The organism is Pseudonocardia alaniniphila (assembly GCF_022524485.1).
Lineage (GTDB): Bacteria > Actinomycetota > Actinomycetes > Mycobacteriales > Pseudonocardiaceae > Pseudonocardia > Pseudonocardia alaniniphila.
Genome location: NZ_JAKXMK010000025.1, coordinates 132657 through 146153 on the forward strand (window position 1 = coordinate 132657; position 13497 = coordinate 146153).

Sequence of the window (13497 nt, forward strand, 5' to 3'; positions counted from 1 at the left end):
TCGATGCACCCGGCTCCGGCGCTGGGGGTCACTCGATGTCTTCCGGGCGGTACCGTCACCCCATGAGCCCCACCCCTCCTGGAGCGCGCTCGGCAGGCCGGCCGTTCGGCCGGGTGCTGACCGCCATGGTCACGCCCTTCGACGCCGAAGGTCGCCTCGACCTGAACAAGGCCGAAGCGCTCGCCGCCCACCTTCTCGACCTGGGAAATGACGGACTGGTGGTGAACGGCACCACGGGGGAGGGGCCCACCACCAGCGACCGCGAGAAGTCCGACCTGGTACGGGCCGTTGTGAGCGCGGTCGGGGACCGCGCCACCGTGGTGGCGGGGGCGGGCACGTACGACACCGCCCACAGCATCGAGCTCGCCCGTGCCGCGGAGAAGGCGGGCGCGCACGGGTTGCTCGTCGTCACGCCGTACTACTCGCGGCCGCCCCAGTCGGGCCTGCTGCTGCACTTCACGGCGATCGCCGATGCCACCGAGCTACCGGTCATGCTCTACGACATCCCGCCCCGCAGCGTCATCCCGATCGAGATGGAGACGCTCCAGCGGCTCTCCGAGCACCCGCGGATCCTGGCGGTCAAGGACGCGCGCAACGACCTCCGTGTCGGCACCGAGGTGATCGCCACCACGTCCCTGGCCTACTACTCCGGGGACGACCCGGTGAACCTGCCGTGGCTGTCGGTCGGCGCAGTCGGCTTCGTCAGCGTGATCGGGCACATCGTGGCCGACCGCCTGCGGGAGATGCTCGACGCGTTCGAGGCGGGCGATGTGCGCCGCGCCCGCGCCGTGAACGCGAGCTGCCTGCCGATCACCCGCGCGATGGGGCGCGTCGGCGGGGCGGTGTTCTCGAAGGTCGGGCTTCAGCTGCGCGGCATCGACGTCGGCAACCCGCGTCTACCGCTGCCCCCGGCCACCGACGAGCAGGTGGAGGCCGTGGCGGCCGACCTGCGCGCGGCCGAAGTGCCGCTCGGTCCCGACGCGTACCGATGCGTCGGTGAGGTGAGCGGCCTGTCTGCATCCAGTGCCGGAAGCCTCGAGGTCGGGGTCGCCTACCGCTGAGCGGCCTTCGGCACGTCCTTCACCACTATCACGAGGAAAACTACTTGAGTCGTCCCCCTGCACGGTCCGACCGCTCCCGGTCCGATCGCCGATTCCGGCCGCCCCGGCGCGAGCAGAGCCGCCCGGCTCCTCCAGAAGCGGTCAACCCTGTCGAGCTCCCGGCCGCGCCCCCGCCGCCGTTGCCGGAAGGTGCCCTGCGCGTGGTCGCGCTAGGAGGCATCGGCGAGATCGGCCGCAACATGACCGTGTTCGAGTACGAGGGCAGACTGCTCGTCGTCGACTGTGGTGTGTTGTTCCCCGCCGAGGACTCTCCGGGTGTCGACCTGATCCTGCCCGATTTCCGGGCGATCGAGGAGCGCCTTGACGATATCGACGCGCTCGTGCTCACCCACGGCCACGAGGACCACATCGGTGCGGTGCCGTTCCTCCTGCGCCAGCGTCCTGAGCTGCTGATCGTCGGCTCCCGATTCACGCTCGCACTCGTGGCGGAGAAGTGCAAGGAGCACCGCCTCACCCCGCATCTGCTGGAGGTGAAGGAGGGCGCCCGCATGCGGCACGGGGCGTGGGACTGCGAGTACTTCGCGGTCAACCACTCCATCCCGGACGCCCTGGCCGTCGCGATCCGCACGCCGGCCGGCCTGGTGCTGCACACCGGTGACATCAAGCTCGACCAGCTTCCGCTGGACGGTCGGCTCACCGACCTGGCGGGATTCTCGCGGCTCGGCGACGAGGGGGTGGACCTGTTCCTCGTCGACTCCACCAACGCCGACGTCCCCGGGTTCGTGATCGCCGAGCGCGAGATCGGCCCCGTGCTCGACGGGGTCTTCCACAACTCGCCCGCGCGCATCATCGTGGCCTGTTTCGCGAGCCACGTGCACCGCGTGCAGCAGGTGCTCGTCGCGGCGGCGGAGCACAGGCGGAAGGTCTGCTTCGTCGGCCGCTCGATGGTCCGCAACATGGGTCTGGCCGCCGAGCTGGGGTTCCTGGACGTGCCCGAGGGTCTGCTCGTCGAGCTCGACGAGGCGATGGACCTACCCGACAACGAGCTGGTGATCGTCTCCACCGGATCCCAGGGCGAGCCGCTCTCGGCGCTCGCGCGGATGGCCCGTGGCGACCACCGCTCGGTGGGGATCAAGCCCGAGGACACGATCATCCTGGCCAGCTCGTTGATCCCGGGCAACGAGACGGCCGTGTTCGGCGTGATCAACGGTCTCACCCGGCTGGGCGCCACGGTCGTGCACCAGGGCAACGCGAAGGTGCACGTCTCCGGCCACTCGCCGGCGGGGGAGCTGCTGTTCCTCTACAACGCCGTGCGGCCGAGCAACGTCATGCCGGTGCACGGGGAGTGGCGCCACCTGCGGGCCAACGGCCGGCTCGCCGTGCAGACCGGGGTGCCGGAGAAGTCGGTGGTGCTGGCCGAGGACGGCGTCGTCGTCGACCTGGTGGACGGCAAGGCGTCGATCACCGGTCGTGTCGAGGTGGGTCGCGTGTACGTCGACGGGCTGGCCGTGGGTGACATCGGCGAGAGCACCCTCGGCGACCGCCTCGTGCTCGGCGAGGGCGGCTTCATCTCGATCACCGTGGCCGTCGACTCCAACACCGGCCGGGCCATGTCTCGCCCCACGTTGTCGGGCCGCGGGTTCTCCGACGACCCCAAGGCGCTCGATGCGGTGCTGCCTCTCGTGGAGGACGAGCTGTCCCGCACCGAGGCCGAGGGCATCACCGACACCCACCGCATCGCACAGGCGGTGCGCCGCGTGGTGGGGAAGTGGGTGGGGGAGACCTACCGCAGGCGGCCGATGATCGTGCCCACGGTGATCCCGGTCTGACCGGCCCGCGTGCCGGGGCCGGAGGTCCGGCCCCGCACGCAGAGGGTCACTAGGAGCGCGCTGAACAACTCGGCCCTACTGCGCGGCGCCCAGGCGGCGCCCTCGCGGCGTTGTCGTCGGGCCCGATACAACAGCGGTAGCGGCCCCTCCTCCGCCTTGCGATGCCACCACCTGGATCACCGCTCGCTACGGGCGGAGCTGTTCAGCACCCTCCTAGGCCGGGTCCAGGCGCACCACGGGGAACGTACGGGTGGTGTGGGTCTCGTACTCGCGCAGGTCGGGCCAGTAGTCCACGAGCGCCGCGTACAGCCGTTCCCGTTCGGGCCCCTCCCGCAACACCGTCGGCGTCGCCGTCAGCGTGCGCCCGCCGACCTCGATGGTCACCTCCTGCATCGCGGCGAGGTTGCCGACCCATGCCGGCTCGTCAGGCGCGCCACCTGCCGACCCGACGAGCAGGTAGCTGCCTTCGTGGGCCAGGTACAGCAACGGATGGACGAACTCCCGTCCGCTCTTGCGGCCGACGTCGTGCAGAAGGAGCAGCTCGACGTTCTTGAAGTGCCCGCCCATCGCCTCCTGTACGTCCCCGGCGTTGGCTCGGAACTCGGTGATGACCTGATCGTTGAGGTCGCTCATTCATGACTCCCTGCGGATACGCCGGACGATCGGTACCGGCGCGATAGTACGTTGAGATACAGAAGATCTCATACACCGCAGATTTGCGAGGAGTGGGTGCTCGTCAGTCGCCGTGACGCGGTTCGTGAGGCTCCTGGCCGGGCGGCAGGTTCGAGCGGTCCGGGGCGATCACGGTGGACATGTCGCCCGAGTCGGGCAGCTTCACGTGCGGGATCGTCCCGTCCGCATCGAGCAGCAGGTCGGCGGTGCCCGGTCGCAGCGTCTCCCCGCGGAAGAACGGCGGCGCCATCCGGCTGTAGATCAGCATCAGCACGGCGCCCAGCACCAGCGCCCCGATGCCGATGATGAAGACCCCGCCGATGCCGAACAGCGTGGTGGAGCCCGCGTCCGGCGAGGCGTAGTCGATGCTGGAGAGGACGAACGCGGCGAGGAGCATCAGTCCGCCGAGCCCGGGCAGCACGCCTTTGATCCACAGGTCGCGCCCGCGGAGTTGCCGCCGGTAGAACCAGACGCAGGCGAAACCGGTGAGCCCGTAGTAGAACGCGATCAGCAGTCCGACCGCGGAGATCGAGTCGGCCAGCACGTTCCCGCTCACGAGCGTGAGCCCGACGTAGAACACGATCGACGCGATCCCCATGGCCCAGGTGGAGAAACCAGGCGTCAGGTAGCGCGGGTGGATCGAGGCGAAGCGCGCCGGAAGCGCCTGGTAGGCGCCCATCGACAGGGTGGCCCGTGCCGTCGGCAGGATCGTGGTCTGGGTGGAGGCGGCCGACGAGGTCAGCACGGAGATGATCAGGAGGATGACGAACGCCTGGCCGAGGCCGCTGTCACCGAACACGGCCGGGCCGATCGCGGCGAACACGTCGTCGGCGTTCTCCGGGTTGCCCAGGCCGATGCCCTCCGTGCCGGTTCCGGCGAACGCGACCGTGGAGAGCGACACCAGCGCGTAGGTGGCGAGAAGCAGCAGCGTGGACAGCACGGCGGCGCGCCCCGGCGTGCGGCCCGGGTCGTCGCTCTCCTCGTTGACGGCCACGGCGGTGTCCCAGCCCCAGTACAGGAAGACGGCGATGAGTACCGCGTCGACGAGGTCGGAGAGGGAGAGGCCGCCCGGCCACAACCAGTCGAGGCTCGGGGTGATCGCGCCCTCGGGGGCCTCACCGCTGTAGACCTTCACCAGCGCGACCACGGCGAATGCCGCGAGCACCAGGAGTTCGACGCCGAGCAGGCCGTACTGGAGCCGCGCGGACACCTCGATGCCGCGGTAGCAGATGTAGGTCATCAGCGCGATCCACACCACGCCTGCGACGGTGGTCCACAAGGTGCTCGCGGCCAGCGAGTCGGCTCCCACCAGCAGGAACGAGTACTGGCCCGCGATCTGCGCGAGGTTGGCCATGACGATCACGTCGGCGGCGATGATGCCCCAGCCGCCCATCCAGCCCATCCACGGACCGAAGGCCCGGCCGGCCCAGGTGAACGTGGTGCCGCAGTCGGGTTCGGCGCGGTTGAGCTCGCGGTAGGCCACCGCGATCAGGTACATCGGCACGAACGCCAGCAGCATGATCGAGGGTGCCTTGTCGCCGACCAGCACCACGATCAGCCCGAGACTGGCCGCGAGGCTGTAGGCGGGGGCGGTGGACGCCAGTCCGATCACCACGCCCGAGACGAGCCCGAGGGCCCCACCGTTCAGGCCCTTCGCGCCGGGTGCCGCGCCGTTCGGCGCTGTGACCGGGGGCTTCGCCTCTGTGCTCATGGTTCCTCCCCTGGCCACCCTGTCACCCGATGTGACGCACGCGCACCTTAGCGTCGCAGACGACGGAATTCGAGACCCATCTGTGAGATCACGGTGAAATCCGTGTTTCGTTGACGGATCGTCTACGGATTTCGTTTCCATATTGTTGCCGACCGTCTATGGTCCAGACCGTGCTCGCAGCTCCGGAGCCGCATCCGGCCTCTCATGCGCTGCTCGACGACGTCGGCAAGGCCATCGTCGAACAGCTCCAGGAGGACGGGCGGCGGCCCTACGTCACCATCGGCCGCAGCGTGGGTCTCTCCGAGGCCGCGGTGCGCCAGCGCGTTGCGCGCCTGCAGGAGGCCGGGGTGATCCAGATCGTCGCGGTCACCGACCCCCTGCAGCTCGGGTTCCGCCGGCAGGCGATGGTCGGCGTGCGCACGGACGGGGACGTGGTCGACGTGGCCGACGCGCTGGCCGAGATGCCCGAGGTCGACTACGTGGTGATCACGGCCGGCAGCTTCGACGTGCTCGTCGAAGCGGTCTGCGAGGACGACGAGCACCTTCTGGAGCTGGTCGGCAGGCGGATCCGGGCACTTCCCGGCGTCCGCAGCACGGAGACGTTCGTGTACATGAAGCTGCGGAAGCAGCATTACAACTGGGGAACCCGGTGACCACGACACCCGAGACCGTCGCTGCGTCCGACCACACGACCTCCGCCGGCCGCACACCCCGCGGCACCGACCGCGGCACGGCCGCCCGCAACCACCTGTGGATGCACTTCACCCGCCACTCCACGTACGAGGACGGCGGGCAGGTCCCGATCATCGTGCGCGGCGAGGGCTGCCGGGTGTGGGACGCCGCGGGCCGCGAGTACATCGACGGCCTCGCGGGCCTCTTCGTCGTGCAGGCGGGCCACGGGCGCCGTGAGCTCGCCGAGGTGGCGGCGCGGCAGGCGTCGGAGCTGGCGTACTTCCCGCTCTGGTCCTACGCCCACTCCGGCGCGATCGACCTGGCGGAGCGCCTGGCGTCGCACGCACCGGGCGATCTGAACAGGGTCTTCTTCACCACTGGCGGCGGTGAGGCCGTCGAGAGCGCGTGGAAGCTCGCGAAGCAGTACTTCAAGCTCATTGGGAAGCCCACCAAGCACAAGGTGATCAGCCGCTCGGTCGCCTACCACGGCACCACGCAGGGGGCGCTCGCGATCACCGGCGTGCCCGACCTGCGCATCCCGTACGAGCCGCTCGTGGCAGGCGCCTTCAAGGTGCCCAACACCAACGCCTACCGCGCGCCGCACCACGTGAGCAGCGACCTCAAGGCGTTCGGCCGCTGGGCCGCCGACCGCGTGGAGGAGGCGATCCTCGCCGAAGGGGCCGACACGGTCGCCGCGGTGTTCGTCGAGCCCGTGCAGAACGCGGGCGGGTGCTTCCCGCCGCCGCCCGGCTACTTCGAGCGCCTGCGTGAGATCTGCGACGCCCACGACGTGCTGCTCGTGTCCGACGAGGTGATCTGCGCGTTCGGCCGGATCGGCAGCATGTTCGCCTGCGACGACTTCGGCTACGTCCCCGACATCATCACCTGCGCCAAGGGCATGACCTCGGGGTACTCGCCGATCGGCGCGATGATCGCCAGCGAGCGGCTGTTCGAGCCGTTCCGCTCGGGCGCCACCTCGTTCCTGCACGGCTACACGTTCGGCGGCCACCCCGTGTCGGCGGCCGTCGCCATGGCGAACCTCGACATCTTCGAGCGCGAGGGCCTGAACGACCACGTGCGCCGGGAGTCCCCGGTGTTCCGCGCGACGCTCGAGAAGCTCCTCGACCTGCCGATCGTCGGCGACGTGCGGGGTGAGGGGTTCTTCTTCGGGATCGAGCTCGTCAAGGACAAGGACACGAAGGAGACGTTCGACGCGGAGGAGAGCGAGCGCCTGCTGCGCGGGTTCCTCTCGAAGGCGCTGTTCGAGGCCGGGCTCTACTGCCGGGCCGACGACCGCGGCGACCCCGTCATCCAGCTGGCCCCGCCGCTCGTCGCGGGTCCGGCGGAGTTCGACGAGATCGAGGGGATCCTTCGGGGGGTGCTGACGGAGGCGTGGTCGCGACTCTGAGCGGTCTCTCCCTCTGGCACGAGCAGGTCGTCGCCGACGGGGACCCGCTCACGCCGCGACCGCCGCTCGGCGGCGACACCGACGCCGACGTCTGCATCGTCGGGGCGGGCTACACCGGACTGTGGACGGCCTACCACCTGCTGCGCGGCGACCCCGGCCTGCGCGTCGTCGTGGTCGAGCGGGAGGTGGCGGGATTCGGGGCGAGCGGGCGCAACGGCGGCTGGTGCTCCGCGCTGTTCCCGGCGAGCACAGCGGCCCTCACGCGGCGCCACGGCGAGGCGGCCGCGCTCGCGATGCGATCTGCCATGCGCGCCGCCGTCGACGACGTGGGCGCTGTCGTGGTCGAGGAGGGGATCGCGTGTGACTGGAGCAAGGGTGGCACGGTGGCCCTGGCGCGCACGCCCGCGCAGCTGATCAGGGCCCGGGCCGAGGCCGAGGGCTCCGGCGACGACGAGATCGCGCTGGTCGGGCCCGAGGAGGCGGCAGGGCTGGTCGGGGCGTCCGGCGTGCTGGGAGCCACCGTCACCCCGCACTGTGCGCGCATCCAGCCCGCCCGACTGGCCCGCGGGCTGGCCCGTGCCGTCGAGCGGCGAGGCGGACGCATCGCCGAAGCCACCACCGCACGATCGATCGGGGCGCGCCGGGTCGTGACCGACCGAGGGGCCGTGCGGGCCGGTGTCACCGTGCGGGCCACCGAGGCGTGGAGCGCGGGGCTCGCGCCGCGCTCGGTCGCCCCGGTGTACTCGCTGATCGTCGCCACGCGGCCGCTGCCGCCGTCCTTCTGGTGGGTGGCCGGGCTCGCGAACGGGCAGACGTTCACCGACCACCGCCACCTCATCGTCTACGGCCAGCGCACGGCCGACGACCGGCTCGTTTTCGGCGGCCGCGGTGCGCCCTACCATTGGCGCTCGCGGATCCGGCCGTCGTTCGACCGGGACCCGCGGGTGTTCGACGGGCTCCGCGCCGCGGCGATCGACCTGTTCCCCGCCCTGCGGCCCGCCGACTTCACCTATGCCTGGGGCGGGCCCCTGGGCATCCCGCGCGACTGGCACGCGGGCGTCGGGCTCGACCGCGACGACACGGACGGCGGTGCCGGCTGGGCGGGCGGCTACGTCGGCGACGGCGTCGGGACCTCCCACCTCGCCGGTCGTACCCTCGCCGCCCTGATCCTCGGCCGCGGCGACCCCGTCACCGACCTGCCGTGGGTGGGCCACCGCTCACGACGGTGGGAGCCGGAGCCGCTGCGCTGGCTGCTGGTGAACGCCGGTCTGCGCCTGATGACCCTCGCCGACACGGAGGAACGCCTGACGCGGCGTCCGAGCGTGGTCGCCGCGTCGCTCTCCCGCGCGCTGGGCGGATGAGAACGCCGAAGTGGCTATAATCGACATGCGAAATATAGCCACCAAGGAGCGGCGATGGAGATCGGGATCCGAGAGCTGCGCGACGGTCTGAGCAAGCACCTCGCCGATGTACGCGCAGGCGCCACGGTCACGGTGACCGACCACGGCCGGCCCATCGCTCGTATCGTGCCGATCGACCGGCCGAACCGCCTGGAGCAACTGCGCGCCGAGGGACGAGTCCGCCCGGCGTCTCGCCGGAAGAGACCTGCACCGGAGCCGGTCGAGGCGTCCGGGACGGTCACCGATCTCGTCGACGATCAGCGTCGGTGATCGGCTACCTCGACACCTCGGCTTTCGTCCCACTGCTCGTCGCAGAACCGGGAAGCCCGGCCTGCCGCCGGTTCTGGGACGACGCCGACGCTGTGGTGTCCTGCCGGTTGCTCTACGTCGAGACGGCCGCGGCCCTCGCCCAGGCGCTGCGGATGGCTCGGCTCGACAAGGATCAGTACGAGCGGGCCCGGCACCTGCTGGACGCGCTGTGGGCCGAGGTCGAGGTGATCGAGTTCGACGAGCTTCTCGCTCTGGCCGCTGCGGAGGCAGCGCACGCCCTCGGCCTGCGTGGCTACGACGCCGTCCACTGCGCCGCAGCCGAGCAGCTGGCCGACGAGGACCTGGTCGCTGCGTCGGGGGACCGGCGGCTGTTGGAAGCCTGGAGCGAGCGCGGCCTCTCGACATACGACACGAACGCCTGACGCACCCGCTGTGGTCGTCGCAGTGTCCGTCGGCCCTGCGACGACCGGGCCGGCTCTCCTACGCGGCCGCTGTCACCGCGCACCGGGCAGGCGGAAGTCCACGTCGGCCGGGAGCTGCGCCGTGTCCATCTGCGCCTTCTGCAGCTTGCCGGCGTAGTCCCAGTTCATCGACTGCCATCGGGTGAACTGGTCGAGCACCCACACTCCCGACTGGCGGCTGCCGTTCCCCGAGCGCCCGTTGCCGCCGAAGGGGAGGTGCGCCTCCGCGCCCGAGGTCGAGTTGTTGACGCTCACCATCCCGGCGCTCACCCGCTCCCGGAAACGGAACGCGTGCACCGGCGTGGAGGTGTAGATCGACGCCGAGAGCCCGTAGCCGTGTCCGTTGGCCAGCTCGACCGCCTCGTCGAACGTCCCGAACCGTGCCACGCCGACGATCGGCCCGAACGTCTCGGTCCGGTAGATCTCGTCCTCGGCCCGCACGCCGTCGACGATCGTCGGGTGGGCGTAGATACCGGCCTCGGCGTTGCCGGTGAATGCCTCCCGCGGGTTCGCTGCGGTGATCCGGCCGGTGCCGGACGAGCCGTGCAGCGTGTGGTGCGGGCGCACGAGGTCGAGGTGGCGCTCGAAGTTCGCCAGGAACCGCGTAGAGATCATCGGTCCGTAGAGGACGTCGGCCCGCATCGGGTCACCGATCACCGCCGCGCGGACCGCGGCGTCGAAGCGGCGCAGGAACTCGTCGTGCACGCTCTCGTGCACCACGACCGTGCCCAGCGACGTGCAGCGCTGACCGGCCGTGCCGAAGCCGGAGAACAGCGCGCCCTCGACGACGAGGTCGAGGTCGGCGTCGGGCATCACGACCAGCGGGTTCTTCCCGCCCAGCTCCAGGCACGGATTCTGCAGATGGCGCCCGGCGAGCTCGCCGATCCGCACGCCCACTGCCGACGATCCGGTGAACCCGATCTTGTCCACCAGGCCGGCGTCGAGCGCTGCCGTGAGCCCGTCGAACGTGGCGGGTCCGTCGGTGAGCACGGTGTTCAGCACGCCATCGGGCAACCCGCCGCGCACGAACAGCTCGGTGAACGCCTCGGCGATGGCCGGGGTGTACTCGGCGGGCTTCCACACCACGGCGTTGCCGCAGAGCAGCGCCGGCACCAGGTACCAGGACGGCACCGCCACCGGGAAGTTCCCGGCCGTCACGATCGTGGCCACCCCGACGGGCACGCGGAACGTGAAGAGCTGCTTGTCCGGCATCTCGCTGGGCACGGTCTGCCCGTAGAGCCGCCTGCCCTCCCCGGCGAAGAACGTGCAGGTGTCGACCACCTCCTGCACCTCGCCGCGGGACTCTGCGAGTGGCTTGCCGATCTCGCGCGTGACGAGCGCGGCGAGTGCCTCGGCGTTGGCCTCGACGAGCCGGCCGATCTGCTCGACCACGCGTCCCCGGACCGGAGCCGGGGTGGCGGCCCAGGCGCGTTGCGCGGCCCGCGCGGCCCGGCACGCCTCGACGAAGGTGCCGGCGTCGCCGAGCAGGGCCTCCGCCACGGTCTCGCCGCGCGCCGGATCCACCGACGCCAGGCGTCCACCCGGAGCGTCGTCACGCCACTTGCCGTCGATGAACGACCCGATAGCAGGCGCGTTCACGCTGCCACCGCCCGGGCGATCGCCCCGACGGCCAGGGCGAGATCGTCCTCGCCGATCGTCAGCGCGGGCCGCAGCCGGATCGACCGCTCACCACCGCCGAGCACGAGCACCTTCTCGTCGCGGTGCAAACGTTGCAGCGCGGCCGCCCGGGCCTGCGGCGACGGCAGGTCGAAGGCGACGAACAGCCCGCGCCCACGGACGTTGTCGATCCCGTCGACCGCGCGCAGGTCCTCGAGCAGCCTCTTGCCGAGCGTGCCGGCCCGCTCCACCAGTCCCTCGGCCTCGATCACCTCGAGGTAGCGCCGTGAGCGCACCATGTCGGTGAGTCCCCCTCCCCACGTCGAGTTGATCCGCGAGGGCACACGGAACACGTTGTCGGGCACCTCGTCGACACGGCCACCCGCCATGATCCCGCACACCTGCAGCTTCTTGCCGAACGCCACGATGTCCGGCTCGACGTCGAGCTGCTGGTAGGCCCACGCCGTGCCGGTCATCCCGCAGCCGGTCTGCACCTCGTCGAGCACGAAGAGGGCGTCGTTCTCGTGGCACAGCGCCTGCATCGCCCGCAGGAACTCAGGGCGCAGGTGGTTGTCGCCGCCCTCTCCCTGGATCGGCTCGGCGATGAAGCACGCGATGTCGTGCGGGTGCGCCTCGAACGCGGCCCTGGCCTGCGCCAGCGCCCGGTCCTCGGCCGCCTGCACCTCGCCGACGTCCATCGGGAACCGGATCGCCGGGACGTCGATGCGTGGCCAGTCGAACGTGGGGAAGCGGGCCGTCTTCACCGGATCGGTGTTGGTGAGGGAGAGGGTGTAGCCGCTGCGGCCGTGGAAGGCCTTGCGCAGGTGCAGCACCTTCGTGCCGCGCCCGCTCGGACGCCCGTGCAGGGCGTTGTGCTGCTGCTTCCAGTCGAACGCGGTCTTCAGCGCGTTCTCGACGGCCAGTGCGCCACCCTCGACGAAGAACAGGTGCGGCAGCGCGGGGTCGCCGAGCACGCGGGCGAACGTCTCGACGAATGCCGCCATATGGGTGGTGTAGATGTCGGAGTTGGACGGTTTGTTGACCGCCACCGCCGCCAGTTCGGCCATGAACGCCGGATCCTCGGTGAGCGCCGGGTGGTTCATGCCCAGCGGTGCCGAGGCGAAGAAGCTGAACAGGTCGAGATGGCGCGTCCCGTTGCGCGCGTCGACGATCCAGGAGCCGCGGCTCTCACGGGTGTCCAAGACGAGGTCGAAGCCGTCCACCAGGAGGTGGCGACGAAGGCTGTCGTGCACGCGCTCGGGGCTGACGGTCTCGGGCATGTGTCCAGTGTCTTGACGCGATCCTGACGGCGCAGCCAGTCATCCGTCGGTGTTGACCGGCGAAGTGCCACCATGTCGCCCGTGACACCGACGGATCGTCAGCTCGACGAGCTGGACCGCCGATTACTGATGCTCCTGGCCGCCGACGGGCGCGCCCCGATGGCGGAGCTGGGGCGCAGCATCGGGCTGTCCCGCACGGCCGTGCTCGCCCGGGTGCAGCGGCTCGAGCGCGCCGGGGTGATCCGCGGCTATCGCGCCGACGTGGTGCTGCCGGGGGAGGCCGCGGCGCACCGGGCCCGCGTCGGACTCGTGATCCGCACACCCGATGTGGCGGGGTACGTCCAGCGGCTCCGCGGGCTGTCGGGTGTGACCGAGATCGAGACGGTCACGGGGGAGTTCGACCTGATCGTGCTGGTGTCGGCCCCGAGCGCAGGCGAGCTCGACGTGGTGCTGGACCGGATCTCGGGCTGGCGGGAGACCGTGCGCACCACGACCTGGGTGGTGCTCACCCGGTACGGCTGAGCCCGGGACCCGGATACCGCTCAGATACCGCTGGGAACGCTCGCGCGCCGGCTGAAGTCCATCAGCCAGTTGACCTTCCACGTGCGCCCGGCGTCGTAGGAGAAGGACTGCTGCCAGCGGGGGGTCTTCCCGGCCAGCCACTCGAACCGCACCGTGACCTCGTAGCCGCCGATGACGTCGTCGGCGAGGAACACGCCCTGGTCGCCGGCGAAGGAGCCGACCATCGGCGGATCGAGGTGGCCCGGGTGGCGGCTGGAGCTCCACCAGATGTTCCAGGTGCCGGCCGCCGGATCGAACAGCCGCAGCGTGAAGCCCTCGAACGGAGCGCCGTCGGGCGGATCCGGGACGTCCATGCGATCGACGTGGCCGACGCCCCGCAGGACCGGGAACACCTCGCTGGTGGCGTCGAACTCCACCCACTCCTCGCAACGCGGATCGGTGGTGTCGCGCAGCTTCCTGTTCTGCACCCGCCACGAGCCGTGGATGAAGTCAAAAGCGCGCGCCCCGTCGTCCGTCACGGCGATCACTCTCTCAGTGACCCCCGACACTGCCTGCACGGGCGTCCCGGCGGACACGACCGGCGGGTGTCGGTCA

The 13497-nt window shown here is 70.8% G+C and carries 13 protein-coding genes; 8 read left to right on the plus strand and 5 right to left on the minus strand.

Annotated elements, in window-relative coordinates; translation table 11 throughout:
• The first annotated feature begins 62 nt into the window (after positions 1-62).
• Together dapA and MMF94_RS27510 are read left to right on the plus strand one after the other, a co-directional pair.
• Positions 63-1061 carry a 4-hydroxy-tetrahydrodipicolinate synthase gene (gene dapA / locus MMF94_RS27505; RefSeq protein WP_241040101.1) on the plus strand — a complete coding sequence of 333 codons (999 nt, stop codon included), beginning with the start codon at positions 63-65 and terminating at the stop codon, positions 1059-1061.
• A 200-nt stretch (positions 1062-1261) separates the two neighbouring features.
• Positions 1262-2890: a ribonuclease J gene (locus MMF94_RS27510; RefSeq protein WP_241040102.1), complete on the plus strand. Its 1629-nt coding sequence runs from the start codon at positions 1262-1264 to the stop codon at positions 2888-2890.
• A gap of 213 nt (positions 2891-3103) precedes the next feature.
• Here MMF94_RS27510 and MMF94_RS27515 read toward each other — a convergent pair whose 3' ends face one another.
• Together MMF94_RS27515 and MMF94_RS27520 are read right to left on the minus strand one after the other, a co-directional pair.
• Positions 3104-3523, minus strand: coding sequence for a nitroreductase family deazaflavin-dependent oxidoreductase (locus MMF94_RS27515; protein WP_241040103.1), 420 nt, complete (start codon positions 3521-3523; stop codon positions 3104-3106).
• Positions 3524-3626: 103 nt separating this feature from the next.
• Entirely contained in the window at positions 3627-5273 is a 1647-nt protein-coding gene (locus tag MMF94_RS27520; protein WP_241040104.1) for an APC family permease, read from the minus strand.
• A 158-nt stretch (positions 5274-5431) separates the two neighbouring features.
• Here MMF94_RS27520 and MMF94_RS27525 point away from each other — a divergent pair, with 158 nt between their 5' ends.
• The 5 genes from MMF94_RS27525 (at position 5432) to MMF94_RS27545 (ending at position 9445) form a co-directional block, all read left to right on the plus strand.
• A complete protein-coding gene (locus MMF94_RS27525) occupies positions 5432-5926 on the plus strand; it encodes an Lrp/AsnC family transcriptional regulator (protein ID WP_241040105.1) in 495 nt (164 codons plus the stop codon).
• Positions 5927-6027: 101 nt separating this feature from the next.
• Entirely contained in the window at positions 6028-7353 is a 1326-nt protein-coding gene (locus tag MMF94_RS27530; RefSeq protein WP_241040167.1) for an aspartate aminotransferase family protein, read from the plus strand.
• The gene (locus tag MMF94_RS27535) at positions 7338-8714 is read left to right on the plus strand and encodes an NAD(P)/FAD-dependent oxidoreductase (RefSeq protein WP_241040106.1); all 1377 of its coding nucleotides are present in this window, start codon (positions 7338-7340) and stop codon (positions 8712-8714) included. Before MMF94_RS27530 ends, MMF94_RS27535 begins: the two co-directional genes overlap by 16 nt.
• Before the next feature lie 54 nt (positions 8715-8768).
• Positions 8769-9023 carry a type II toxin-antitoxin system Phd/YefM family antitoxin gene (locus tag MMF94_RS27540; RefSeq protein ID WP_241040107.1) on the plus strand — a complete coding sequence of 85 codons (255 nt, stop codon included), beginning with the start codon at positions 8769-8771 and terminating at the stop codon, positions 9021-9023.
• Positions 9020-9445: a type II toxin-antitoxin system VapC family toxin gene (locus MMF94_RS27545; protein ID WP_241040108.1), complete on the plus strand. Its 426-nt coding sequence runs from the start codon at positions 9020-9022 to the stop codon at positions 9443-9445. The genes MMF94_RS27540 and MMF94_RS27545 overlap by 4 nt, the downstream gene beginning before the upstream one ends.
• A gap of 72 nt (positions 9446-9517) precedes the next feature.
• Here the strand turns inward: MMF94_RS27545 and MMF94_RS27550 are convergent, their stop codons facing one another.
• The gene (locus MMF94_RS27550; RefSeq protein WP_241040109.1) at positions 9518-11083 is read right to left on the minus strand and encodes an aldehyde dehydrogenase family protein; all 1566 of its coding nucleotides are present in this window, start codon (positions 11081-11083) and stop codon (positions 9518-9520) included.
• Positions 11080-12381: an L-lysine 6-transaminase gene (gene lat / locus MMF94_RS27555; protein ID WP_241040110.1), complete on the minus strand. Its 1302-nt coding sequence runs from the start codon at positions 12379-12381 to the stop codon at positions 11080-11082. Before lat ends, MMF94_RS27550 begins: the two co-directional genes overlap by 4 nt.
• 81 nt (positions 12382-12462) lie before the next feature.
• On the opposite strand from lat, the gene MMF94_RS27560 reads away from it, so the two are divergent.
• Positions 12463-12903 carry an Lrp/AsnC family transcriptional regulator gene (locus MMF94_RS27560; protein ID WP_241040111.1) on the plus strand — a complete coding sequence of 147 codons (441 nt, stop codon included), beginning with the start codon at positions 12463-12465 and terminating at the stop codon, positions 12901-12903.
• Between the two features lie 20 nt (positions 12904-12923).
• On the opposite strand, the gene MMF94_RS27565 is transcribed toward MMF94_RS27560, so the two are convergent.
• Positions 12924-13421: a hypothetical protein gene (locus MMF94_RS27565; RefSeq protein WP_241040112.1), complete on the minus strand. Its 498-nt coding sequence runs from the start codon at positions 13419-13421 to the stop codon at positions 12924-12926.
• Between the last annotated feature and the right edge of the window lie 76 nt (positions 13422-13497).

Excerpts from the sequence above, each read along its gene's own strand:
- MMF94_RS27525 (WP_241040105.1), top strand. The coding sequence starts at position 5,432 with ATGGTCCAGACCGTGCTCGCAGCTCCGGAGCCGCATCCGGCCTCTCAT.
- MMF94_RS27530 (WP_241040167.1), top strand. The coding sequence starts at position 6,028 with ATGCACTTCACCCGCCACTCCACGTACGAGGACGGCGGGCAGGTCCCG.
- MMF94_RS27515 (WP_241040103.1), bottom strand. The coding sequence starts at position 3,523 with ATGAGCGACCTCAACGATCAGGTCATCACCGAGTTCCGAGCCAACGCC.
- lat (WP_241040110.1), bottom strand. The coding sequence starts at position 12,381 with ATGCCCGAGACCGTCAGCCCCGAGCGCGTGCACGACAGCCTTCGTCGC.
- dapA (WP_241040101.1), top strand. The coding sequence starts at position 63 with ATGAGCCCCACCCCTCCTGGAGCGCGCTCGGCAGGCCGGCCGTTCGGC.
- MMF94_RS27520 (WP_241040104.1), bottom strand. The coding sequence starts at position 5,273 with ATGAGCACAGAGGCGAAGCCCCCGGTCACAGCGCCGAACGGCGCGGCA.
- MMF94_RS27540 (WP_241040107.1), top strand. The coding sequence starts at position 8,769 with ATGGAGATCGGGATCCGAGAGCTGCGCGACGGTCTGAGCAAGCACCTC.